This is a genomic window from Pseudomonas sp. B19125, assembly GCF_044218855.1.
GTDB lineage: Bacteria > Pseudomonadota > Gammaproteobacteria > Pseudomonadales > Pseudomonadaceae > Aquipseudomonas > Aquipseudomonas edaphica.
On sequence record NZ_CP162589.1, the window covers coordinates 1,683,453 to 1,706,462 of the forward strand.

At 60.6% G+C, this 23,010-nt stretch carries 20 protein-coding genes and 1 pseudogene; 7 read left to right on the top strand and 14 right to left on the bottom strand.

Going from position 1 to position 23,010, the window contains the following annotated elements:
* The first annotated feature begins 37 nt into the window (after positions 1-37).
* Entirely contained in the window at positions 38-1,684 is a 1,647-nt protein-coding gene (gene groL / locus AB4P96_RS07660) for a chaperonin GroEL (RefSeq protein WP_017139749.1), read from the top strand.
* Positions 1,685-1,878: 194 nt separating this feature from the next.
* Here the strand turns inward: groL and AB4P96_RS07665 are convergent, their stop codons facing one another.
* The 4 genes from AB4P96_RS07665 to AB4P96_RS07680 form a co-directional block, all read right to left on the bottom strand.
* Positions 1,879-2,256: a hypothetical protein gene (locus AB4P96_RS07665; RefSeq protein ID WP_138454142.1), complete on the bottom strand. Its 378-nt coding sequence runs from the start codon at positions 2,254-2,256 to the stop codon at positions 1,879-1,881.
* Positions 2,257-2,577: 321 nt separating this feature from the next.
* Positions 2,578-3,873 carry a sensor histidine kinase KdpD gene (locus tag AB4P96_RS07670; RefSeq protein WP_017139750.1) on the bottom strand — a complete coding sequence of 432 codons (1,296 nt, stop codon included), beginning with the start codon at positions 3,871-3,873 and terminating at the stop codon, positions 2,578-2,580.
* Complete coding sequence (locus AB4P96_RS07675; RefSeq protein ID WP_017139751.1) at positions 3,866-4,561, bottom strand: response regulator transcription factor; 696 nt, start codon at positions 4,559-4,561, stop codon at positions 3,866-3,868. Before AB4P96_RS07675 ends, AB4P96_RS07670 begins: the two co-directional genes overlap by 8 nt.
* 77 nt (positions 4,562-4,638) lie before the next feature.
* A complete protein-coding gene (locus tag AB4P96_RS07680; protein ID WP_017139752.1) occupies positions 4,639-6,588 on the bottom strand; it encodes an LTA synthase family protein in 1,950 nt (649 codons plus the stop codon).
* A 200-nt stretch (positions 6,589-6,788) separates the two neighbouring features.
* Here AB4P96_RS07680 and colR point away from each other — a divergent pair, with 200 nt between their 5' ends.
* The 5 genes from colR (at position 6,789) to AB4P96_RS07705 (ending at position 10,560) form a co-directional block, all read left to right on the top strand.
* The gene (gene colR / locus AB4P96_RS07685) at positions 6,789-7,472 is read left to right on the top strand and encodes a two-component system response regulator ColR (RefSeq protein WP_003175870.1); all 684 of its coding nucleotides are present in this window, start codon (positions 6,789-6,791) and stop codon (positions 7,470-7,472) included.
* Positions 7,462-8,742 (top strand): HAMP domain-containing sensor histidine kinase, encoded by a 1,281-nt coding sequence (locus tag AB4P96_RS07690; RefSeq protein ID WP_017139753.1) that lies wholly within the window; start codon positions 7,462-7,464, stop codon positions 8,740-8,742. The genes colR and AB4P96_RS07690 overlap by 11 nt, the downstream gene beginning before the upstream one ends.
* Before the next feature lie 189 nt (positions 8,743-8,931).
* On the top strand, positions 8,932-9,612 hold the full coding sequence (locus AB4P96_RS07695; protein WP_169985184.1) for a class I SAM-dependent methyltransferase: 681 nt from the start codon (positions 8,932-8,934) through the stop codon (positions 9,610-9,612).
* Between the two features lie 4 nt (positions 9,613-9,616).
* A complete protein-coding gene (locus tag AB4P96_RS07700) occupies positions 9,617-10,336 on the top strand; it encodes a lipopolysaccharide kinase InaA family protein (RefSeq protein WP_395600648.1) in 720 nt (239 codons plus the stop codon).
* Positions 10,333-10,560, top strand: a complete 228-nt coding sequence (locus AB4P96_RS07705) for a hypothetical protein (protein WP_017139756.1) — start codon at positions 10,333-10,335, stop codon at positions 10,558-10,560. Before AB4P96_RS07700 ends, AB4P96_RS07705 begins: the two co-directional genes overlap by 4 nt.
* 52 nt (positions 10,561-10,612) lie before the next feature.
* Here AB4P96_RS07705 and AB4P96_RS07710 read toward each other — a convergent pair whose 3' ends face one another.
* The 3 genes from AB4P96_RS07710 to AB4P96_RS07720 are packed head-to-tail and all read right to left on the bottom strand — an operon-like array spanning position 10,613 to position 14,239.
* Complete coding sequence (locus AB4P96_RS07710) at positions 10,613-11,713, bottom strand: DUF1513 domain-containing protein (RefSeq protein ID WP_026013899.1); 1,101 nt, start codon at positions 11,711-11,713, stop codon at positions 10,613-10,615.
* A 2-nt stretch (positions 11,714-11,715) separates the two neighbouring features.
* Entirely contained in the window at positions 11,716-12,780 is a 1,065-nt protein-coding gene (locus AB4P96_RS07715; protein ID WP_017139758.1) for an imelysin family protein, read from the bottom strand.
* Between the two features lie 31 nt (positions 12,781-12,811).
* On the bottom strand, positions 12,812-14,239 hold the full coding sequence (locus tag AB4P96_RS07720) for a di-heme oxidoredictase family protein (protein WP_395600649.1): 1,428 nt from the start codon (positions 14,237-14,239) through the stop codon (positions 12,812-12,814).
* A gap of 139 nt (positions 14,240-14,378) precedes the next feature.
* Here AB4P96_RS07720 and AB4P96_RS07725 point away from each other — a divergent pair, with 139 nt between their 5' ends.
* Complete coding sequence (locus tag AB4P96_RS07725) at positions 14,379-14,942, top strand: NAD(P)H nitroreductase (RefSeq protein WP_017139760.1); 564 nt, start codon at positions 14,379-14,381, stop codon at positions 14,940-14,942.
* Positions 14,943-14,974: 32 nt separating this feature from the next.
* On the opposite strand, the gene AB4P96_RS07730 is transcribed toward AB4P96_RS07725, so the two are convergent.
* The 7 genes and pseudogenes from AB4P96_RS07730 to AB4P96_RS07760 form a co-directional block, all read right to left on the bottom strand.
* Entirely contained in the window at positions 14,975-15,730 is a 756-nt protein-coding gene (locus AB4P96_RS07730) for a methyl-accepting chemotaxis protein (protein WP_371318507.1), read from the bottom strand.
* Between the two features lie 150 nt (positions 15,731-15,880).
* A pseudogene (locus AB4P96_RS07735) lies at positions 15,881-17,167 on the bottom strand (chemotaxis protein); the annotation flags it as partial.
* A gap of 85 nt (positions 17,168-17,252) precedes the next feature.
* On the bottom strand, positions 17,253-17,654 hold the full coding sequence (locus tag AB4P96_RS07740) for a YbaN family protein (protein ID WP_017139762.1): 402 nt from the start codon (positions 17,652-17,654) through the stop codon (positions 17,253-17,255).
* Between the two features lie 182 nt (positions 17,655-17,836).
* Positions 17,837-18,445: a biliverdin-producing heme oxygenase gene (locus AB4P96_RS07745; protein ID WP_138451863.1), complete on the bottom strand. Its 609-nt coding sequence runs from the start codon at positions 18,443-18,445 to the stop codon at positions 17,837-17,839.
* Positions 18,446-18,580: 135 nt separating this feature from the next.
* Positions 18,581-21,145, bottom strand: coding sequence for a TonB-dependent receptor (locus AB4P96_RS07750; protein WP_395600650.1), 2,565 nt, complete (start codon positions 21,143-21,145; stop codon positions 18,581-18,583).
* Between the two features lie 115 nt (positions 21,146-21,260).
* Complete coding sequence (locus AB4P96_RS07755) at positions 21,261-22,229, bottom strand: FecR family protein (RefSeq protein ID WP_395600651.1); 969 nt, start codon at positions 22,227-22,229, stop codon at positions 21,261-21,263.
* A gap of 74 nt (positions 22,230-22,303) precedes the next feature.
* Positions 22,304-22,822 carry an RNA polymerase sigma factor gene (locus AB4P96_RS07760; protein WP_056858662.1) on the bottom strand — a complete coding sequence of 173 codons (519 nt, stop codon included), beginning with the start codon at positions 22,820-22,822 and terminating at the stop codon, positions 22,304-22,306.
* Positions 22,823-23,010 lie beyond the last annotated feature (188 nt).

Genomic DNA, 23,010 nt, shown 5'->3' on the forward strand with positions numbered 1-23,010 from the left:
TTTCCCGTTACTACAAAGTATTTAAGGAATATCGATCATGGCTGCTAAAGAAGTTAAATTCGGCGATTCCGCCCGCAAGAAAATGCTCACCGGTATCAACATCCTGGCTGACGCGGTAAAAGCGACCCTGGGTCCTAAAGGCCGTAACGTGGTTATCGAGAAGAGCTTCGGCGCTCCGACCATCACCAAGGACGGCGTTTCGGTAGCCAAAGAAATCGAACTGGAAGACCGTTTCGAAAACATGGGCGCGCAGCTGGTCAAAGACGTTGCCTCCCGTGCCAACGATGACGCAGGCGACGGCACCACCACCGCTACCGTACTGGCTCAGGCCATCGTCAACGAAGGCTACAAGGCCGTCGCTGCCGGCATGAACCCGATGGACCTCAAGCGCGGCATCGACAAGGCGACCATCGCCATCGTTGCTGAGCTGAAAAAGCTGTCCAAGCCATGCGCCGACACCAAGGCTATCGCTCAGGTAGGCACCATCTCCGCCAACTCCGACAACTCCATCGGCGACATCATTGCCGAAGCCATGGAAAAAGTCGGTAAAGAAGGCGTGATCACCGTTGAAGAAGGCACTGGCCTGGAAAACGAACTGTCGGTTGTAGAAGGCATGCAGTTCGACCGTGGCTACCTGTCCCCGTACTTCGTCAACAAGCCTGAGACCATGGTTGCCGAGCTGGACAGCCCGCTGATCCTGCTGGTCGACAAAAAGATCTCGAACATCCGCGAAATGCTGCCAGTGCTGGAAGCCGTTGCCAAAGCCGGCCGCCCACTGCTGATCGTTTCCGAAGACGTTGAAGGCGAAGCCCTGGCGACTCTGGTTGTGAACAACATGCGTGGCATCGTTAAAGTCGCCGCCGTCAAGGCGCCAGGCTTCGGCGACCGTCGCAAGGCCATGCTGCAGGACATCGCCGTTCTGACCGGCGGTACCGTTATCTCCGAAGAGATCGGCCTGAGCCTGGAAAGCGCCACCCTGGAAAACCTGGGTAGCGCCAAGCGCGTGACCATCTCCAAAGAAAACACCATCATCGTTGACGGTGCTGGCGTTGAGCAGGATATCCAGGCTCGCATCACTCAGATCCGTGCCCAGGTTGCCGAGACTTCGTCCGACTACGACCGTGAAAAACTGCAAGAGCGTCTGGCCAAGCTGTCCGGCGGCGTTGCAGTGATCAAGGTTGGCGCCGGTTCTGAAGTTGAAATGAAAGAGAAGAAAGCCCGCGTTGAAGACGCCCTGCACGCAACCCGTGCAGCCGTTGAAGAAGGCGTGGTACCTGGCGGTGGCGTTGCGCTGATCCGCGCTCTGGAAGCACTGGCTGATCTGACCGGCGACAACGCTGACCAGAACGTCGGTATCGCTGTTCTGCGTCGCGCCGTTGAAGCGCCGCTGCGTCAGATCGCTGCCAACTCCGGCGACGAGCCAAGCGTTGTGGTCAACGAAGTCAAGAACGGCAAAGGTAACTACGGTTACAACGCTGCGACTGGCGAATACGGCGACATGATCGAAATGGGCATCCTGGACCCTACCAAGGTGACTCGTTCCGCGCTGCAAGCAGCAGCCTCGATCGGTAGCCTGATCCTGACTACCGAAGCTGCAATCGCTGACAAGCCAAAGGCTGAAGGCGCAGCTGGCGGCGGTATGCCAGACATGGGCGGCATGGGTGGCATGGGCGGCATGATGTAAGCCAGCCTTACCCAGCTATTAAAAAGCCCCGCTTGCAGTGATGCAGGCGGGGCTTTTTTGTGCAGTATTCAAAATGCAGGAGCTCCCATGTGGGAGCTGGCTTGCCTGCGATGGCATCACCTCGGTGCACCAGACATACCGAGTCGCCTGCATCGCGGGCAAGCCCGGCTCCCACATGGCTGCCTGTGTTGATCTCAACCCAATGTACGACGTCGCAACAGCTTCCTGAAGGTCATGCCCCTTGCCAGGGTTACTTGGGCAGCCGGCATAAGTGCCACGGGTTGCGGTGCAGCAGCTTGGTTGAGTGGGCCAGGGACAGGCAGGTGCGTGAGTTTCTCAACGCCGGCGGCTCGGGGCCACCTCCGAGGTGGCGGGGTGAGGAGCGCATCCTGCGCCGTTGGCCGACGTGCCGTATTGGCGGTGTGATCGCCAGCGTGTTTGTCTTCCATCCGTGGTGATGGCTTGTCCGTAACCGCCAGGCGCGAGGCCGACGCATTACCGGGCACGAACACGCCAGCAACGATGCACAGCGACAGCATCAAGGTGGGCAAATGCTTCTTACGGGGATGCATGACAGGGCTCTCCAACCGGGATTCAGTTGGCGAGGTTACGGGCGATGGGATGGCTGCGCTGTCACAGGCTGTAACAGCGCTGCAACCGGCGATACCCTTCAATAAGGACGAACACTGTCACTGTGGCGAGCAGGCTTGCCCTGCGTTGGGTGGCGAAGCCGCCCCAAATCAGGCGACTCGGTGAGCCAGTTATAACGGACTGGGGCTGCTGCGCAGCCCAACGCAGGGCAAGCCTGCTCGCCACGGGTTACTTTTCTCCAGTGCGATTTCTGACTCGACTTACTTGAACGCATCAGCCCAAAGACCTTGAAAGGCATGGCTCTAAAGAGGGCGCAACGGCAGTATCAGGCTCATGCGTGCGCCGCCCAGCGGGCTGCGGGTTACCGACAACTCACCGTGATGCCACTGGGTTGCGCGCTTGGCCAGCGCCAGGCCGAGGCCGAAGCCACTGGGTTCGTCGCCGCCCATGGCAAGCCGCACAAAAGGCTCGAAAATCTTTTCACGGTTCTCCGCCAATATACCGGGGCCATCATCGTCGACATGCAGCACCAAGTGCTGCTCACCCTGATAGGTGGCGCTCACGCACACTCGATCACGTGCATAGGTGATGGCGTTGCTCAAGAGGTTGCGCACGATCAAGTGCAGCAGGGCACGGTCGCCGATCAGTTCAAGCTGTGCAGGCTCGGTTTCCAGGCTTAATTGACGGTGGTGCCCATCCAGTAAGGCGAACTCCTGGTGCAGCCAATCACGCAGGTTGATGGGTTCGTGCTGCAAATCGGTCGGCGCGCCGGCCATTCGCGCAAAGGCCAAGCTGGCGCGAACCAGGGCTTCGAGTTCTTCGACATCGGTTTGCAAGCGCTCCTGAAGGCGTGCGCGGGTCGGCGGGTCTTCGCTCTTGCTCAGCAACGTAAGGGCGAAACGCATGCGCGCCAGCGGTGTGCGCAGTTCGTGGGAGACGGCTTGAGAGACTTCGCGATGGCGTTCGCTCATGGCGCTGATGTCCCGCGCATGCTGTTGCAAAGTCAGCAGCAACGGCGTCCATTCCTTGCCCAGGGCGGGCAGCATCACGTTTGGCGTGCGTGCCAGCGTGCCCAGGCACGTGTTGAGTGTGGCCAGGTCTTTGTTATGCCGTCGGTACGCACGCAAACCGAGGCCGAGCAACAGCAAAACCGGCAAGCCGGCGACGCAGGCGGTCATCCAGAAAATCGGAAATTTCAGCAGGTCCTTGACCTCGGCACTGCCCCACATAGGGCCGAATCGGATCACGGTTTCGTCGTCCAGCGGGAAGTAGCTGATGTCTTCGTCGCTGTTCAGTGCCGGCTGCTGGTGTTCGAGCATGACCATGGCTTCGGGCGGCAATTCGACGTCGTCATACGGGATCAGCTCTACCGGGTACTGGAAGTGCGCGCGCAGGATGTCCATGCGCGCTTCACGTTTCTCGGCAGGCAAGCCTTTGAGCTGCTCGGCCACCAAATAGCCTGGGCCGGCCATCAAACGCAAAAAACTGTCCTCGCCGACAAACACCGAGGCGTTGGTGCACAGCCACAACAGATAAAGGGTCAAGCTCGTCCAGCCCGCGCCCGCCACGGCCACCATCCAGGGGCGCAGTTTAAACATGCTGGGCCGCCTGGGGGATTTCGACAAACAGGTAGCCTTGGGCCGTGATGGTCTGGATGGTCACCGGGCAGGCCAGGGTCATCAGCTTTTTGCGCAGGCGCGACACACGCATATCAATGGAGCGGTTAAGCCCGTCGTATTCCAGGCCGCGTAAGCTTTGCAGGAGTTTCTCGCGGGTCAGTAACACGCCGCTATGGCGGGCGAAAATCGCCAGCAGTTCGAACTCGGCCACCGAGAATTGCAATGGCGTACCGTCGAGCCAGGCGAAATGGCTATTAAGGTCCAACCGAAACGCGCCCCACTGATAAGACGCATTGGGCGCCTGGCGATGACGACGCAGCAACGAGCGCACCCTGGCCAGCAATAGCAGCGGGTCGACGGGTTTGACCACGTAGTCGTCGGCGCCCACGTCGAATCCGGTTAATTGCTCGGCGTTTTCATCCAGCGCGGTCATCATCAGGATCAGCCCGGGGTAGCTGTCGCGAATCTGGCGGCACAGGGTAAAACCGTCGATGCCCGGCAACATGACATCGAGGATCAACAGTGCCGGTTTTTCATCAAGAATGCGCTGTGCGGCGCGATCACCACGGTGCTCCACGGCGACGGTAAAACCCTCCGCGCGCAGGAACTCGGCCGTCAGCGCGGCCAATGGGCGGTCATCTTCAATCAGCAACAGGGAGTCGGACATGCAAAGGCGCCATCGCCGGAGGATGGCGCAAGTGTCACGCCCTTGCCCTGTGGTAGGCAAGGGCCAGAACGCAGCTGTCAGCGTACGCTGATTGCGGGGGGCACTTCCTTCGGCCCCTTCCAGCTCAGCAATTGTTGGGTGTAGCCATAGCTGGCCGCTTGGTAGTAGGTGATTGCGCGTTGGATCAACGGATCATCACTGCCTACACGCAGCTCCTGGCTTTCACCCAGGGCTTGATCGTGGCGACGCAGGCCCTGGCGTGGGCTTAGAATGGCCAGGTCCTTGCCGTCAAACAGCCCCAGATACTGGTAGTTGCCGACCACCACGCGCGGTGGCAACGGGTTGTCCTGCAACAGGTTGCGGCCGAAGAAGGTCGACTCGTAACTCAGGTTGATCAGGCCCAGCAAGGTCGGCGCAAGGTCGATCTGGCTGGCCAGTTGTGCGCTTTCCCGGGCTTCGATCAGTTTGGGGGCATAGATGAACAGCGGGATCTGGTAGTTGGTGATCGGCAAGTCTTCCTTGCCTGCGCTGCCGGCGGTGTGGTCGGCGACGAACACGAAAATCGTGTTATCAAACCAGGGTTTCTGGCGTGCCGCGTCGAGGAACTCGCCAATAGCGTGGTCGGTGTATTTGACGGCGCCGTCACGGCCTTTACCGGACTTGATATCAATGCGCCCATCCGGGTAGGTATAGGGACGGTGGTTGGACGTGGTCATCAGTTGCAGCAGGAAGGGCTGCTGCTTGGCGTAGTCGGCGTCGGCGAGTTTCAGGGTTTGCCGGTAGAGGTCTTCATCAGCCATGCCCCAGGCGTTCTTAAACGAAATTTCCGCTTCAGGCACACTGCTCTGGTCGACGACCCGATAACCGTTGCCGCTGAAAAACGCGTTCATATTGTCGAAGTAACCGCGCCCGCCGTAGACGAACACGCTGTCGTAACCGACGGCACCGAGTTGTTGGCCAAGGCTTGCGAAACCGCTTTCACGGCCAATGCGCTTGACGATCGAGCGGCCGGGCGTGGGTGGAATCGCCAAGGTGATCGCTTCCAGCCCACGGTCAGTGCGGGTGCCGGTGGCATAGAAGTTATTGAAGTACAGGCTTTGTTTACGCAGCGCATCGAGGTTGGGCGTCAGGTTGTTCTCATCGCCATTGCTGCCCATGTATTTGGCGCTGAAGCTTTCGATGGTCACCAGCACGATGTTGGGTTTACGCAATGTGCCTGGGTTGTCGATAGTGCGGCGGATATCCAGCGGGTCTGTGCCGATAAAGTGCGCATTGGGTTCACTGAGTTCTGCGCGCAACTGTTTGGCGACAACATCGGTTGGCAGGCTTTTGTAGAACTGCGTGTAATCGAGTTCGTTATTGCGAAAGGCGGCAAAAAATTGGTACGGGCCGTTGCTCGCCAATTCGTTCATGTAGGCATTGCCGCCTTGGGCACGCGGGCTGTTCTGGCTGATCAATTGCACACTCAGACCGGCAGCTACCAACAGGCACAGGGCATTCAGCAAGCGGCCGCGCATGGCTGGGAGCGGGGCGTTCATCGCCGCATTGAACGGCTTGCGCAGGGCAAGGCTCACGACTATCGCCAGCATCGCCAACAAACTGAGCAGCTTGCCGATCGGGTAGGACTCCAGCAGGTTGTTCAACACCTCCTTGGAATACACCAGGTAGTCGACGGCAATGAAGTTGAAGCGCACACCGAATTCATCCCAGAACAACCATTCAGCGACCGCAGTGAACAGCATGGCGAACACGCTTGCGGTGAGCACCGCTTGCAGGAACCAGCGATGGCCGCGGCGGCGCCACAACGCGGGCGGGCACAGCAGCAGGTACAGGCCCAGCGGCAAGGCGGCATACACCAGGAAGCTCAGGTCATAGAGCAAACCCACGCCAAACACCGGCAGCAAATTGCCACCGACTTCATCCAGATGGGTGATCAGCAGCACGCTGCGGGTCAGCAGGAAAATCACCAGCCAGGTGGCGGTGACGAGCAGCAGAAAGCGCATAGGCGCTGTTTTGAAAAACCCCATGTCCATATTCCTTATATCGATGGGCGCGATGTTCGACCTGACACTGTAATCAGTTTGTGAAGCTATAGTGAAAAACTTGTTGGAATATGTAATTGGTTGAAAACCTTTATCGACGTGACCTCAAGGTCTATCCCTGAGCCACACTTGGCCTTAAGCTGCGCGAGCCAACAAGGCCGTTACCGCGTACGGAGACACTGCCCATGCGAATTCTATTGGTTGAAGACAACCGCGATATTCTGGCCAACCTGGCCGATTACCTGGGGCTAAAAGGCTACACCGTGGACTGCGCGCAGGACGGTTTGTCGGGCCTGCACCTGGCCGCCACCGAGCATTACGACCTGATCGTGCTCGACATCATGCTGCCCGGTATCGATGGCTACACGCTGTGCAAACGTCTGCGTGAAGACGCCCGCCGCGATACGCCGGTGATCATGCTCACCGCCCGCGACCAATTGGATGACCGGCTGCAGGGCTTCAAGTCCGGCGCCGATGACTACCTGCTCAAACCCTTTGCCTTGTCCGAGCTGGCCGCGCGCATCGAAGCCGTTTTGCGCCGTGCCCAGGGCGGCGGGCGCCGTGCCCTGCAAGTCGGTGACTTGAGCTACGACCTTGATACCCTGGAAGTCACCCGCGAAGGGCGCCTGCTCAAGCTCAACCCGGTGGGCCTGAAACTGCTCGCCGTGTTGATGCAAAAAAGCCCGCACGTACTGCGCCGCGAAATCCTCGAAGAAGCCCTGTGGGGCGATGATTGCCCGGACAGCGACAGCCTGCGCAGCCACGTTCACCAATTGCGTCAGGTGATCGATAAGCCGTTCGCCAAGCCGTTGCTGCAAACGGTACACGGTGTGGGTTATCGCCTGGCCGAGGGCCGTGATGGAGTTTAAGCAAAGCCTTGCCCAGCGGATCATCATCGCCTTTGCCTTGATGAGTGCGTTGGTGGCGGGGGCCTTCGCCATGGGCATCATTGCGACCGTGCACCTGGTGGAAGAAAAACTGATTTCGGCCGGCCTGGGCGGCGACCTGCAGCGCCTGTTGCTGATGGACAGTGTCGAGGACTGGAGCCACCGGCCCGAGCCCGACCAGCTGTTTTACTTCAGCGGCGGCCCTGGGGATTTCGAGCTGCCCAAAGACCTTCGGCACCTGGAGCCGGGCTTTCACGAAGTATTCCGCGAATCGCTGTCGTACCACGCCATGGTTGAAGTGGTGGATGGCCGACGGTATGTGTTGCTGCAAGACCAAAGCGATTTCGAAGAGCGCGAGCGCGTGCTGTTTGCCGTGGTGCTGGTGGGCTTTGTGCTCAGCCTCGCACTGGCGGTTTTCCTTGGTTGGGTGCTGGCCCGCAAGGTGATGGCGCCGGTGGTGCGTCTGGCCCGCCAGGTGCGCCATCGTGACCAATTGCTTGGCTTGGCGCCGCCGCTGGCGCCGGACTACGCCGCCGATGAAGTCGGCGAGTTGGCCGTGGCTTTCGACGCCACCCTGGGCCGCCTGCGCGCGGCCTTGTCCCGTGAGCAGCTGTTCACCAGCGATGTCAGCCACGAACTGCGCACGCCGTTGATGGTACTGGCCAGTTCCTGCGAGTTGCTGTTGGAAAACCCGGCTATTGACCCGCGTGGCCGCAACCAAGTGCTGCGAATCGCCCGTGCGTGCGAAGAAATGCGCGAGCTGGTGCAAACCTTCCTCATGCTGGCGCGTGCCAAACACGATGATGCCGCCATGTCGCCGCAGGTCAACGTCACGCAGGTGGCGGAGGACTTACTCGGCATCTGGCGAGGGCCTATCGAGCAAAAGGGCCTTGAGTTGATCTATAACCCGGGCAATCCCCTGGATACCCGCTACAACACCACCTTCTTGCACGCGGTGATGGGCAACTTGCTGCGCAACGCGTTGCACTACACCGAGCAGGGCTTTATCCGCCTCACGCTGGAACCGAGTGGCTTTATCGTCGAAGACTCTGGGGTGGGCATTCCCGAGGACAAGCGTGAAGCGATGTTCGAGCCCTTTGTGCGCGGCAGCGAGAAGCGCGGAGAAGGCCTCGGCCTGGGCTTGTCGCTGGTGCAACGCATCTGCGAGAGCCAGGGCTGGAGCGTCAGCCTGAGTACTATGGAGCCCAATGGCTGCCGTTTCCATGTCGAGTTGAGCCAGGTCAAACCCTGAGTACTTTCCCTGCCGCTATCCTGCGGCAGATACCCCGCTTTTCGGCGAAGATGGCCCCATGCCACTGCTTGTATCTGTAAAGTCTTGAAATGTATGGGGTTGGACAGGACAAGTTTTTCACAACGGGTTGACCTGTTGATCACAGTTTGCTGCTTAAGGTTGTAAGCATCAGCTACTGGAGATCCGTTGATGTCTACCCCAATCAAGCTCGATTTTTCCGAAAAGTACGACGATCAGCACGCGCAGAATTATTTGCTCAAGCATCAGGACAATCTGGCTCGCCGGCTGTCCCACAAACGCGACGAGCAATTGGCGCGCGGTGCGTTGGCCCTGGCGGGTGAGCCGGGCCTGGTGCTGGACCTGCCTTGCGGTGCCGGGCGGTTCTGGCCATTGTTGGCGGAGAAGCCCAACCGTGTGATTATCGGCGCTGACAATTCGGAGTCGATGTTGAAAGTTGCCACCGTCGCCCAGCCGGCGGAGGTGGTGAAGCGGGTACGGCCTTTGCAAACGTCTGCCTTTGATATCGATTTGCCCGATAACTCGGTCGACAGTATTTTTTGCATGCGCTTGATGCACCACATTGGTGATCCGGTGCACAGGCTGGCAATACTGAAAGAATTTCAGCGGGTTACCCGCGACAGCGTGATTATTTCGTTGTGGGTGGATGGCAATTTCAAGGCGTGGAAACGCAAGCGCGCCGAAGCCAAGCGTCGCAAGAAAGGTGAGCAGGAAGGTTACCAAAACCGGTTTGTGTTACCGGCTGCTACTGTCGAGGCAGAATTTGAGCAGGCCGGTTTCCGGGTCCAGGAATCCCTGGACTTCATGCCGCTCTACGCCATGTGGCGAGTCTATGTATTGCGTAAGAGGTAACAGGATGGCAGTTGAGTGCGTATCAGGCAGTCACGTAGCTCCCGAAGAACGATTTGATTTTTTCTGGCGTCAGCAGGGCGAGTGGGTCGAGGAACCCAACCGCCGACGCGGTGGTGAAAGCGGTGTGCAGCGGGTGGTCAGCCCAAATGGCCGCTTGCTCTACAGCAAGCGTCAGACCGGTCATATCTACCGCAGTTGGCTTCACCCGTTCGGACGCCCGACCGTGTTGCGCGAACGTGACGCCCTCAAAGGCCTGCGTTCGCTGGATGTACGCGTACCGGAACTGGTGTTCTGCGGCGCACGCCGTGACCCCGAGCACCAATGGAAAGCCTTGTTGGTCACGGCGTCCCTGGACGGTTTCGACGAGATCGAAAACTGGTACGCCGCCGGCGGCCGTGAGCAGTACGGCGAGTTGCTCCATGAGCGCATGCTCAAGGAATTGGCGGGCACCCTGGCGCGCATGCACAAGGGCCGCTGGCAACATGGTTGCCTGTACATCAAGCACATTTTTGTACGAGTGACCGGCGAAGGCGACTCGGCCAACGTGGAAGTGGCGCTGCTGGATTTTGAAAAGTGCCGCCAGCGTTTGACCGCTTATCGGGCCGCTTCCCATGACATGCTGCAACTGCGTCGCCATTCGTCGTGGAACAGTACCGACTGGGAAAAACTCAGCTACTTTTACGAGACGGCGTTTGGCAGCGCTATCAAGGGCTTAACTGGATGAAGCTAGAAATAGCACGAGGTGTGTTCTTGGTCGGCGCGTTGGGCATTGCAGCCCTGGCGCTGGCTGTGTGGGAACAACCTCGCACACAGGTGCTCAGTGCGGCGCAGGGTAGCGGGCAATGCCTGCTGCCACGTGTTGCCAAGACGAGTGTGGCGGCCAAGCCGGATCATGACTTGCTGTTGTTCATGTTCGGGATGTCCCAAGGGATGAGGCCGCAGAGTTGAAAGATTCCACCCCCGACAAAAGGGCCTTGCGATGCGAGGCCCTTTTTTTGTCTCAAATTATCAGGTGCAAGTGGTTGTCCCAAAGCCCCGAGGGCAGCTCCAGCGGCTTGGCCACCAACTGCGGCTGGCGGCAATCGTAGAAGCGACAACGGCCCTGGCCTGAGGTGACGACAAAGCCATCCGCCACAGCGCCTACACCGGCGCAGTCGGGCAACGGCCCGTCCAGGCGCAGCGCACCGCTGTCCATGTCCCAGATAAAAAACCTGTTACCCCGCGGCGCTGTGAGTGCGACCAGACGCAGTTCGCTGTGCACGGCGACGCTGGCGGTGTAATGCCCCATGGCTTGCAGTTGCTCATCGGCCACCGGGAACGCCACGAACGGCTGCCCTGGGCGCTTGATCGCGAGCAACTCGGAGCGTTCCTGGGACGGCCCCATGAACTGCTGCCCGGTGAGGATTGTGCCATCGCTGGCAATCCCCATATGCCGCACGCTGTTCATCTGTTGGTCCAGGGTTTCCTTGCTGATCAGGCTGCCGTCGCGGTGCATCAGCACCAGGCTCGGTTCCATGGCGTTGAGGTTCATCTCCACACGACTTTCGGCTTCGGTGCGAATGCCGCCGTTGGCCACCACCAGGGTTTCGCCGTCGGGCATCCATGACACTTGATGCGGGCCGATGCCATGGGTGGAGATTTCGCCACTGTGCACCAGCCGCTCGCCCTCGAACCTGTACACACCGAGCAGGCCACGGCCGGGGTCGGAGGTGTCGTTCTCGGTGGCGTACAGCCAGTCGCCGCTGTTGTGGATCACCGCGTGGCCATAGAAATGGCGATTGGCATTGGAGGTGATGGTTTGCAGCAGCGTGCCAGTACGCAGGTCGATCAGGTAACTCTCGGTGCCCGGGCGACGGGCGACGAACAGCGCAATCGGCAGTATCGGGTGGTTGATGATGTCATGGCAGCGCTGGCCGACCTGGGTGGCAAACACTTGCGTGCCGTCCAGGCGAAAACCCACGGCATAGTGCTTGCCGTCCGCATCATCGCGTGCCGACAGCAGCAGCGGTGCCTGCTTCTTTTGTTTGAACAGCGTCCAGCCACCCAAAGTGAGTGCACTGAGCAGCACACTGCCAACCGCCAAAGCCTGTCGCCTGAGCATCATCAGTCACCGTCGTTGGCGTTAAAGCCCAGTTGAATGCCCAGCGCCTTGGCCAAATCACCTTCGTGCAGGCGGTGGACCACGTTGAGGCTGTCATAGATGTCATTGAGCTGTTGGCGCCCGGCATCGTCGGCCAGCAATTCGTTGAGCGTGCGCTGGTTGCTGGCGAACAGCTTGAGCGAGGCTGCATAAGCGGCGTCGATCTTGTCGGCCAATGGCTTCTGCTCGGACGGCAGCAGGCCGCGCAGGCCCTTGTTGTCGACGCCGACCCACACGGTCTGCGCCGCCGCCAGGCTGGCTTGCAGGCTTTGCAGGGACGACTGGCTGCGCCAGGCATCGGCCTGGAAGGGTTGCGGGATGCCCTTGGTCTGGCGGCCCATCGGCGTGCCGAGTTTTTTCTTCAAGGTATCCAGTGCGGTGACTTGCACGCGCAGCAGGTCAGCGATGGCTTCGTGGGAATCGGCGTAGCGCTGGTTCGGGAACTTGGTCATCTGCGCGAGCATGCCATCGGTGCTGTTCCAGCTTGCCAGGATCTCTTCGGCCAGGGTTTTCTGACGCTCACCAATGGCCACGAGCAGTGGGCAGTAACGGGCTTTCTGGGCTTCGTCGGCGACGTCGGTCTTGGCGTCGTAGAGGATGTATTCGTAGGCCGACAGGCCTTGCACCACCACGCTGGACTTGGCCAGGGCCGCGCCGTCGATCTGCGGCTGGGCGCTGACCAGTTGTTCGACTTGTCGGCCCACAAGGTTTTTCTTGTCCGGCCAGAACTGCACTTGCCACGAACGGTTGCCCTCGGCCAGCGGGCCGATCAGCAGCGGCTGCAGCTCAGCCCAGGCTTTTTGCGCATGCAGGAAGTCGGCGCGGGCGGTCTCCAGGCTTTCCTTGCCCTGGCAGTAGGCGAGGGCGCTGACGGCCAGTTGGCGGTCGGCTTCAACCCAGCGGCTGTAGGTGGGCAGGATCACTTGCTTGGCGATGGCCGCCGAGGTCACCGCTTGCGGGTCCTGGGGCGAGCAGGCGCCGAGGGCGAGGGCGGCAAGGCTGGTGAATAGCAACTTGGGACGGAACATGTCGAGCTCCCTACTGTAATTGTGGCAATGCTTATAAAGAGTTCAGGAACGCCATCAACGCAGCACGCTGCTCGGCATTAAAGGACAACACATGCTGCTGCGCCGCTTGTGCTTCACCGCCATGCCAGAGCACGGCTTCGAGCAGGTTACGGGCGCGGCCATCATGCAAAAACTGGGTGTGACCACTTACGGCCTGCGTCAGGCCAATGCCCCACAACGGCGGCGTACGCCAGTCGCGGCCGCCGGCCTTGAACTCGCTGCGGTGGTCGGCCAGGCCTTCGCCCATGTCGTGCAACAGCAGGTCGCTGTAAGGGCGAATCACCTGGTTGGCCAATTCAGGTTCGGCGGCTGTGGCCGCCGTGGTGAACGTCGGCTTATGGCAACCCTGGCAACCGGCCTGGTAGAACAGGTTTTTGCCGGCGAGCACCTGCGGCGTGTTGACGCCGCGGCGTGCCGGCACGGCGAGGTTGCGGGTGTAGAACAGCACCAGGCGCAGGATGTTATCGCTGACTTCCGGCTCGCCCTCGGGGCCATTGCCATTGGGCGCCTGTTTGCAGGCGACTTGGGCGTCGGTGCAGTCATCAAAGGGTCTCAGGGACGTGGTGAGGCCCATATCACCAGAAAACGCGTGAACATTTTGTTGATTGAGGTTGGGTTGCCCGGCTTTCCAGCCAAAACGCCCGAGTACGGTTTGGTGCTGCGCGTCATCCCAGACCCAATTGGCGCGACCGACGAGGGCTTCCTTGTCGGCGGTTTTCGCGTCGGTGTTGCGCAGAATGTCGGCATCGCTGATGGCTTCGAGCAGGCCCAGGCCGATCATCGGCGGCGCAATCCGCGCCGAGAAAAGTGTTTCGGGGTGCATCGGGCCGTAGCCCAACTGGGTGATTTGCAGGTTTGGCTTGCGCAACTCGACCACACTGCCGTCCTTGAAGGTCACGTTGACGGGCGTGTAGTCGACCCGCACTTTGCCTTCAGGTGCCACGCCCGGCACGGCCATGTCCTGCAGTTGCCCACCGTAAACCGGTTCAGGCACCACACCGATCTGCTCGATGAGCCGGGCATCGACAGGTGCAGCCGGAATCGACAGGCGCACCAGCATCGACACCGCATTCGGCGCGTCGGGCAGCGGCGGATGGCCACGGCCGTCCTTGATGTGGCAGTTCTGGCAAGCATTGGTGTTGAACAGCGGGCCCAGGCCATCACGCGCGGTGGTGGTGGACGGCGCAATCACCCAGGGGCTGCGAAAGAAGCTGTTGCCGACGCTGAAATCCAGGCGACGGGTGGGTGCCAGGTTGGCCGAAGGCAGGGAAAACGCGTTCTGATCGCGCTTGTTCACCGTCGTCGCGCCGCCCGCCCGTGATTCACCCGGCTCTGCCTTGGTGAACCTGGGCGCGTCATCGCAGGCAGTCAGGCTCAAGGCCAGCAATGCTGCACACACACGAAGAGGCGAACGGACCATCGGGTTTCCTGCGGCTAAGGCGAAAAATAAGGCCGCAAAGTCTAACAGGGCAGGGCGGATTGAATAAGAGCAATTATCGTTTGGTGGTATTTGATTCATTCCCGCTAGAATGACCGCACATTTTTTCTGGAGGTGGCCAATGCAGGCTCTCGACGCTTTGCTCAACCGTGTTTCCGTGCCGCGTTTGCTGGAGCCGGCGCCGACCCAGGAGCAGCGCGATGTGCTGTTCGCCGCCGCCATGCGCGCGCCCGACCATGGTCAACTGCGCCCATGGCGCTTTCTCACCGTAGAAGGCGCCGCCCGTGAGCAGATGGGCACGCTGCTGGCCGAAGCCGCACGCCTGCAGGACGCCGACGCGCCGCAAGCCGCTATCGACAAGGCCCAGAACGGCCCGCTGCGTGCGCCGTTGGTGGTGGTGGTGATTGCGCGTCTGCAAGAGCACTTTAAAGTGCCTAAATCCGAGCAACTGCTGGCGGCTGCGTGTGCGGCACACGGTATTTTGCTGGCGGCTTATGCGCAGGGGATCGGGGCGGTGTGGCGCACCGGTGAGTTGTCGTACTCGGCCCATGTGGCTAAAGGCTTGGGGCTGACGGCGGATGAGGAAGTGATTGGCTTCCTCTATTTGGGCACGCCGCAGAACCCGCCGCGTACAGCGGCTAAAGAAGATTTAGCGGCGTTTGTTCAGGCCTGGACTGGCGTCTAATTGTGGGAGCTTCATTGTTTTGAAGATCGGGTTTATACCTTGAACTGATCCATTAACTTCATCTGCTGGGTTGCCAGCGCATTCAGTTGGCTGCTGATGGCCGCTGACTCGGTGGCCTGGCCGGTGAGGGTTTCGGTCACGGTGCGGATCGCCGAAACGTTGCGGTTGACCTCTTCGGCCACGGCGCTCTGTTGTTCGGCGGCGCTGGCGATCTGCAGGTTCATGTCGCTGATCACTGTTACCGCGTCACTGATCTTGCCCAGCGCCTGCACCGCTTGATGGATCTGCCCGGCATTGCTCTGGGCCTGGTGCTGGCTGGAATGCATGGTCGCCACCACGCCACGGGTGCCGCTCTGGATGCGCTCGATCACCAGGCGAATTTCCTCTACTGAGTCCTGGGTACGTTTGGCCAGGTTGCGCACCTCGTCGGCCACTACCGCAAACCCACGCCCGCTTTCCCCTGCGCGTGCGGCTTCGATGGCGGCGTTCAGCGCCAGCAGGTTGGTTTGCTCGGCAATGCTGCGGATCACTTCGAGCACCGAACCAATCTGCTCGCTGTTGACCGCCAACGCTTCCACTTCGGTCACGGCCTTGCTGACTTCTTCGGCCAGGGTAGTGATGTCGCGGGTGCTCTGCTCGATGATCGACATGCCGTCGCGCGCCGACTGGTCTGCGCCACGGGCGGCGCTGGCAGCGTTGGAGGCGCTGTTGGCCACATCATGGGCGGTGGCGCTCATTTCATTGGAGGCAGTGGCCACCTGATCGATTTCGCGGAACTGCACCTGCATGCCTTCGCTGGTCTGGCGGGCAATGGCTGAGGACTGGTCCGCCGTGCCACGCGCTTCAGTGATGCTCTGCTTGATCTGTGCAATGGTCGGTTGCAGCTTGTCGAGGAAGCGGTTGAACCAGTTTGCCAACTCGCCCAGTTCGTCCTTCTTGGCGTAGGTCAGGCGCTGCGTGAGGTCGCCTTCGCCGCTGGCGATGTTCTTGAGCATGGCCGCAACGGTGTTGATCGGGCGGGTCACGCCGGTGGCGGTCAGCCAGATCAGCAGCAGGCCGAGCAGGGCCGCGGCGGCGCCGACCAGCAAGGCTTTGAGCGTGCCCGAGGCTTGGGCTTTGTCGAGCACGTCTTGCAGTTTCAAGGTGTCGGCCAGCATCACGTTCTTGGGCAGTTTGATCACAACGCCCCAGGCCTTGGCGTCGGCAATCGGCTTGACCGGGTACACGGCGCGGATCGTGTCATCTTGCTCACGGATCGTGCGTGTATCGTTGGCCAGCAGTTGCACGATTTCCTTGCCTTCCGCGCCGATGGTGTCGATCAGGTTTTTGCCGACTTTGTCCGGCTGGCCGCTGTAGGCCGCAATCAAACCGGTGCTGGACAGAATCTCCAGGTGCGCCGCGCCGTCGAACAGTTCTTTTTGCGCCGCGTCCGTCATCGCCTGCAGCGTATTGAGCGCCAGGTCGATACCGACCACACCAATGACTTTGCCGTCGACGATCAGCGGCAGCGAAATAGTGGTCATCAGCACCTGCTTGCCAGCCACTTCATCGGAATACGGGTCGAGCAGGCACACCGTGCGCGTGTCCCGTGGGCAGGTGTACCAGATGTTGTAGGGCGTGCCGCTGAGGTTGAGGGTCGTTTTGGTCAGGTCATCCTCGACCATCACGGTGTTCAGGCCTTCGCCGCCAGCGCGGCTCCAGTAGCTGGAGAAACGGCCTTTTTCATTGGAGACGCGGGTTTTGTCGTTGACGAAGTCGCTGTCTTTGCCATCCAGGCCATTGGGTTCGAATGACAGCCAGATGCCCAGTACCTTGCTGTTGCGCTCAAAGGCGGTTTTGACACTCTGGTTGAGCTCTTCTCGCAATGCGCCGGGCTCCAGCGCTCGTTTGTTGGCGAGGGCACGCAGGTCTTTGACGTGATCGGCCAGCGCGGTGACCACCACGAGGTTTTCGCCAAAGGTTTTCTGTAACTGCACTGCTTGTTCGGCGGCCTTGGCTTGCAGCAGGTGTTGAACGCTTTGGGTGAGCATTCGCGAGCTTGAATCGCTGATCAAATGGTCATTCTGACCGGTCTCGTACAGGTTGATACTGATGATCAGCGCTATCACCCCCAGCAGACAAAGGCCGGACAACAGCACGATTTTCAAGCGGATGGAGAGGGTGTCGAACATAGGTTCACTCGCGATTGGACTCGTTGAAAGGCAAGCAGGGCGAGCCAAGTCCATTCGGCGCTATGTCCGGAACATCGGCGTAACGGGATGTTTCATGAGGGAAAGGCGATGAGCGGTAGGAAAAGGACTACGCGCTGCGTTATACGGGGGCTGCAAGCCGTTCCGGGCGTGACCAGATCCACAGGTTGCCCAGGCTCATGCCGGCAATCGCCAGGTAGATCGGCCAGCCGTGATCGAGCATCACCAACATCAACACGGCGCACAGCAGCATGCTCACGGTGGCGCTGACTTTGGCGCGGCGCGCGATGATCTTGCCATTGCGCCAGTTGAACAGAATCGGTCCGAACAGCCGGTGGTTTTCCAGCCAGGCGCTCAGGCGCGGCGAGCTTTTAGTCGCCGCCCAGGCGGCCAGCAGGATGAATTCGGTGGTGGGCAAACCCGGTATGACAATCGCCACCAACCCAATGCCCAGGCTGACGTAGGCCAGCAGGCCGAAGAGCAGCTGGGCGATTTTTGAGGTGGATTGGGTTTTGCCGGTCATGCTGAAGTTTATCTGTTGAGGGGTTACACATTATTCGAACTGAAATCCGCTCAAATGTGGGAGCTGGCTTGTGTGGGAGCTGGCTTGCCTGCGATAGCATCGACTCGGTCTGACAGGTAGGCCGAGGTGAGCGCATCGCAGGCAAGCCAGCTCCCACACAAGCCAGCGCCCATCGTGGCCTGTTACGCCAGTTCAGGGGCGCTAGCGTACGCCTGTTCCAGCAGCACGGTGAAGCGCACAAACGCATCGATTGCACCTTTCTCCACTGCCGCTTCTTCTTCGGCGCTGAACGCCAGGCCGTCGAGGGTGCGGGTGAAGCGCTTCCAGCCTTCAGCGCGGCCACCGGCCGGCTCGCCCAAGTGACGGGCACCGAAGGTTTCGCTCAGGCCCAGGCCCACGGCGCGCTTGATCAAGAATGCAGCGCCCAGCTTGGAGCCTTCGGACACGAACAACCAGCCCAGGGCTTCGGCTTTGCTCGGGTTTTTCACGGCGCCGGCAACCGGTGCTGGCACGTCGGTTTCCAGGTCGGCCAGGTCGAGTTTGGCGGCGTCGGCGCGGCAGCGCTCAGCCAGGTCCGGGACGATCTTGATCAGCTCGGGGTCGTTGTACAGCGCCACCAGTTCTGACTGGAACAGGTACTGCGCCACCACAAAACGGGCGAAGTTGGCTGGGGTTTCAAACGGCGCGTGGGCTTTGACCAGCGCGTCGAGCTTGGTGTGTGGCGCGTGGGTGATCTGGTTCAGGCGCTGGGAGCGCAGGTTTGGGCGTTCTGCGGTAGGAGAAGCGGTCATCGAAAAAATCCTTGAGAAGGGGAGCGCCTGGGTGCTCTAAAGAGAGCTGTTATCAACTAGACGAACAAGAAGACGCGGCACAGTAAAAAAACCTCACCTCACCGCTGATAAAGGGCGGCAAGGTGAGGGCGGCTGTCAGATGTCCCAGATCAGGTTGATCGCGAAGTTGCGACCCGGCTGGGTCAGGCGGTCGAGGTTGGCCGGCGCGGTCACGCCGGCTTCGCCGACGCCGTCGTAGCTGCGCACGTCATCCCAGTTCCAGTACTTCTTGTCGGTGAGGTTGTAGAGGCCGCCGTTGATGGTCACGTCGTTGGTGACTTTGTAGAAACCGGTGAGGTCGACGATGCCAAAACCTGGGGTCTTGAACGGAGCGCTGGTGCTGCCATCCGGCGCGTGGAAGGTGGTGCTGTCGACACGGTTCTGTTTTTTCACCAGCGTCCAGCTGACCAGCGCGCCGTATTGCTCCTGCTCGTAGCCCAGGCCGAATACGCCTTTAAGCGGGTTGACGCTGTTGAGCGGCTCGCCGTTGTCGTCGTTGCGGCCGTAGGTGTAGCCCACCGAGCCCTGTGTGTAGAGACCTTGTGGCGCTCCGAACGCGTCGAGGTTCAGGCGGCCTTTGGCCTCAATCCCCTTGATGGTGGCGTGCTTGATGTTGTTGGCTTCGAAAGTTTGGATGTCGCCGCCGGCGACCGAGGCGTCTTCGTCGATAAAGTCGCGGTACTTGTTGTAGAACACCGCGATGTCGAAGGAGCCCTCATCGAACTGGCCGCGAATTCCGGTCTCGATACCCTTGCTGGTTTCCGGCTTGAGGTTCGGGTTTGGCTCGACGGTGTAGCCCAGGTTGAGGTTTTCAAAGCGGCCATACAGCGCCTTGGCCGACGGGGTGCGGAAGCCCTCGGCGTACTGGCCGAACCAGGTGTACTGATCGGTTAGCGCGTAGGTCAGGCCGAATTTTGGCGTGACGCGGTGCCAGGTTTTTTCTTTGTCGCTGACCGGGTAGGCGCCGGTCGGGTTGACGGTGTTGAGGAATTCCTGGGTCAGCTTGGGCTTGAGCCGGGTGTAGTCGTAACGTACGGCGGGCAGGAAGGTCCATTTGTCCCAGGTGATCTGGTCCTGGGCGAACAGCGAGTAAGTGTTGATGGTCGGGTCCGGGAAGTCGCTGGACTTTTTCACGCTGTCGCCGGCAGACGGGCTGGGCGCGCCGATCGCCGTGCAACCTGAGCCGACGGCGAGGCAGTAGGCCGAGCCTTCGCGCGAGCCGCTGACTTTCTGCTGCTTGAGGGTGGTGCCGTAAGTCACTTGGTGATCGGTTTCACCGAGGTTGAACGCCTTGTCCAGCTGTGCGTCGAAGACCCACTGTTTTTCTTCGTACAGGGTGTCGCGGGTGCGCATGACGCGGCGCGATGGCTGGTAGATTTCAGCGGTGCTCTGGTCAGTCTTGGCGATCTGGTAGTTGAGGCTGGTCTTGATCTGATCGGCTATCGGCGAGTCGAGGGCAAAGCGGTTTTCGATGCCGAAGCGTTCACGGGTGATGGTGTCGTTACCCGAACGCCCACGGTAGAAATTGAAGCCACGCCCGCCGACGAAGGGGCCGCCCACGGCGTTCTTCAGATTGACATCGCGATCATCCTTGAACTTCTCGTAGGTCAATCCCAGCCGATTGTCATCGCCATAATTCCAGCCCATTTTCGCCAGGATATTGGTGGTACGTGCATCTTCCGGGTTAGCGCCGGTACGGGCCAGGCCGGTGGCGTTGTTGCCGTCGTAGGACTCCATTTCATGGCCATTGCGCTGGCTCAGGTGCAGCAAACCGTCGAAGTCCTGCACGCGGCCGGCGACGGTGCCGGAGGTCAGCCAGCTGTCGTCGGCGGAGCTGTAGCCGGTTTTGAGGCGGGCGCCGACGTCCTGGCCGGGCTTGATGATGTCGTCCGGGTCGAGGGTGAAGTAGCTCACTGCGCCGCCGATGGCGCTGCTGCCGTACAGGGCTGAAGCGGGACCGCGCAGGATCTCGACACGCTTGACGATTTCCGGATCGACGTAGTTACGGCGGGTTTTGGCGTACGGGCCGTTGAAGAAGTTGTCCGGCACTTCCACGCCGTCCACTTGAGTGAGGATGCGGTCGCCGTCGATGCCGCGAATGTTGTAGCCGGCGTTGCTGGCGCGGGTGCCTGCGCCGCCGACCGACACGTTGGGCTCGTAACGCACCAGTTCACGGATGGTGTTCACGTTCTGGCGGTCCAGCTCCTCACGCGCATGCACAGTAACGGTGCTTGGCACGCTGTTGACGTCCTGCTCACTGCGGGTGGCGCTGATGGTCACCTGTTGCAGGTTGAGCGTGCTGCCGGCCGGGCGCTTTTCCAGCACGATGTTGTTATTGCCCAGTTTGCGGTAGCTCAGGTTGGTGCCCAGCAACAACCGGTCCAGGGCTTTTTCCGGCGAGAGTGCGCCGCGCACGCCGGGGGACGACACACCCTGGCCAAGCTCTGCCGGCAGGCCGACTTGCCAGCCGGTAACGCTGGTAAAGGCATTCAACGCCGACACCAAGGGCTGCTGTTCGATACTGAAACTGTAGTTGCCGTGGCTGCGCGCGGCCGGTTCGGCGGCAGTGGCGGCCATCACCGGCGCGCTGGCCAGCAGGATGGCGGCGGTGAGCAAGGACAGGACGGGCGAAGAGGACCGGCGGTTGAAACGAGGGGACATCGAGAGCGCTCCGGGGATACGAATCTTATAGTTGCGAGCTGATCAAATAGGAATCAGTTGCATTGGCTATAACGAGACGAACCGCCGGTTACTATCGAGTAAAAATAATTCTCATTTAGTTCAAGATGACCAGCGCCGGGTACTCCGAGAGCTTGGCCGAGGTGATGTGCGCCAGGGAGCGCACCACATCCAGCGGTTGGTCGAGGCGGTAATTGCCGGTGACGGCCACGCTTGCGAGCTTGTCGTTGGTGTTGACGATCCAGCCGGGGTAATAGCGGCGCAACTCGGCGAGCACTTCGCTCATCGGGCAGTTTTCGAATACCAGGCGGCCCTGGACCCACGCCAGGTCTTTACTCGCATCCAGTTTGGCCGGTTGGCCGAAGCCTTTGGGGCCGATGCGGATACTCTCTCCGGCGCTCAAGCGCACGCGGGCATCGTCAAAGGTGTTGCTCAAGTCCACATCGCCGCGCTGCACCTGCACCTGGGCTTCGCCATTGAGGTAGCGCACGGCGAAGTCGGTGTCGCGCACGCTGGCGCGCACGGGCCCGGCGTCAATTTCAAGCGGCAGGCCACGGCTGGGCGCCACCTCAAAGAAAGCTTCGCCCTGGAACAGTCGGGCGACGCGCTGGTGGTCCTTGATGCTGCTGGAAAACGCCGAATTGGTGTTCAGTAACACTTTGGAGCCGTCATCCAATTGCAGGCGCTGGCGTTCACCGACCACGGTGAGGTGGTCGGCCTGCAGGCGCACGGGCAGGTTGCTGAAGCTGAACAGACCGATCAGCAGCACAGCGGCGGTGGCCAGGGGTTTCCAATGCGGCTTGATACGCCGCCACGTGCTGGGTTTGCGCGGCACTGCCAGGGCCACGGCGGCGCTGTGAACCGGCGCGCCGCCCCAGGCGGCCTGGGCCTTGCTGAAGGCGAGCAGGTGCGCCGGGTCGCTGGCCAGCCAGGCATCAAACTCGGCTTGCTGCCCGGGTTGCGGGCATTGCAAGGCAATCAGCCAATCGAGGGCTTGGTCCATGGCCGTGTCTTGCAGCACCTCATGAGCCAGCTCATGGGGGCGCAGCTTATTCGGGTCCGTCACGGTGTTCCTCGGGTCTTCGCCACGTTCTATTCATCGTTCCTACAGCCTGGGTCGACACCTCTGTAGGGTGAAGCTTAAGGCTGATCCAGCCGTTCGGCCACTCCTACACAGATAGCCATGATCAATTTCAGTTCCTTTTGCACCGTGCTCAAGGACACTTGCAACTGATCGGCAATCTCCTGGTAGCTGCAACCGTGCAGGCGGCTGAGGATGAAAATCTGCTGTTGGCGGGCGCTCAACTGGCCGAGGCTGACGCTCAGGTGTTCGAGCAATTGCTCGGCTTGGGTGGCGTCCTCGGGCGTGCTGATCGGCGCGGCGACGCTCTGCAGTACGTCCAGCGGCACATCTTCTTGCAGTGTGCGGGCCTGGATGCGGCGCGAGCGCAGATGGTCCAGCGCCAGGTTGCGCGCGGTTTGATAGACGAAGGGTTCAAGGTGATCGATCGGCCGCTCGCTGAGCGCCCGCGTGACGCGCAGGTAGGTTTCCTGCAACAGGTCTTCGGCGGTGCTGTGGTTATTCACCATCCGCTGCAGAGTGCGTAGCAGAATCACCCGTTGGGTGAGAAAGACTTGGTTGAAGCGAGATTGGCTCACAGTGATACCAGACCGGTTTGCAGTTAATGATAATGCTTATCATCAACTCAAATGGCAAGTGGCACTTTGAGATGCTGCGTCGACTCCTGTGGGAGCTGGCTTGTGTGGGAGCTGGCTTGCCTGCGATGCAGGCGCCCTGGTCTTTCAGACAGACCGCGGTGATGCTATCGCAGGCAAGCCAGCTCCCA

Bases quoted from the DNA above. Each gene is read 5' to 3' on its own strand.
- groL (WP_017139749.1), top strand. From the start codon at position 38: ATGGCTGCTAAAGAAGTTAAATTCGGCGATTCCGCCCGCAAGAAAATG.
- AB4P96_RS07665 (WP_138454142.1), bottom strand. From the start codon at position 2,256: ATGCATCCCCGTAAGAAGCATTTGCCCACCTTGATGCTGTCGCTGTGC.
- AB4P96_RS07670 (WP_017139750.1), bottom strand. From the start codon at position 3,873: ATGTTTAAACTGCGCCCCTGGATGGTGGCCGTGGCGGGCGCGGGCTGG.
- AB4P96_RS07675 (WP_017139751.1), bottom strand. From the start codon at position 4,561: ATGTCCGACTCCCTGTTGCTGATTGAAGATGACCGCCCATTGGCCGCG.
- AB4P96_RS07680 (WP_017139752.1), bottom strand. From the start codon at position 6,588: ATGGGGTTTTTCAAAACAGCGCCTATGCGCTTTCTGCTGCTCGTCACC.
- colR (WP_003175870.1), top strand. From the start codon at position 6,789: ATGCGAATTCTATTGGTTGAAGACAACCGCGATATTCTGGCCAACCTG.
- AB4P96_RS07690 (WP_017139753.1), top strand. From the start codon at position 7,462: ATGGAGTTTAAGCAAAGCCTTGCCCAGCGGATCATCATCGCCTTTGCC.
- AB4P96_RS07695 (WP_169985184.1), top strand. From the start codon at position 8,932: ATGTCTACCCCAATCAAGCTCGATTTTTCCGAAAAGTACGACGATCAG.
- AB4P96_RS07700 (WP_395600648.1), top strand. From the start codon at position 9,617: ATGGCAGTTGAGTGCGTATCAGGCAGTCACGTAGCTCCCGAAGAACGA.
- AB4P96_RS07705 (WP_017139756.1), top strand. From the start codon at position 10,333: ATGAAGCTAGAAATAGCACGAGGTGTGTTCTTGGTCGGCGCGTTGGGC.
- AB4P96_RS07710 (WP_026013899.1), bottom strand. From the start codon at position 11,713: ATGCTCAGGCGACAGGCTTTGGCGGTTGGCAGTGTGCTGCTCAGTGCA.
- AB4P96_RS07715 (WP_017139758.1), bottom strand. From the start codon at position 12,780: ATGTTCCGTCCCAAGTTGCTATTCACCAGCCTTGCCGCCCTCGCCCTC.
- AB4P96_RS07720 (WP_395600649.1), bottom strand. From the start codon at position 14,239: ATGGTCCGTTCGCCTCTTCGTGTGTGTGCAGCATTGCTGGCCTTGAGC.
- AB4P96_RS07725 (WP_017139760.1), top strand. From the start codon at position 14,379: ATGCAGGCTCTCGACGCTTTGCTCAACCGTGTTTCCGTGCCGCGTTTG.
- AB4P96_RS07730 (WP_371318507.1), bottom strand. From the start codon at position 15,730: ATGCAGGTGCAGTTCCGCGAAATCGATCAGGTGGCCACTGCCTCCAAT.
- AB4P96_RS07740 (WP_017139762.1), bottom strand. From the start codon at position 17,654: ATGACCGGCAAAACCCAATCCACCTCAAAAATCGCCCAGCTGCTCTTC.
- AB4P96_RS07745 (WP_138451863.1), bottom strand. From the start codon at position 18,445: ATGACCGCTTCTCCTACCGCAGAACGCCCAAACCTGCGCTCCCAGCGC.
- AB4P96_RS07750 (WP_395600650.1), bottom strand. From the start codon at position 21,145: ATGTCCCCTCGTTTCAACCGCCGGTCCTCTTCGCCCGTCCTGTCCTTG.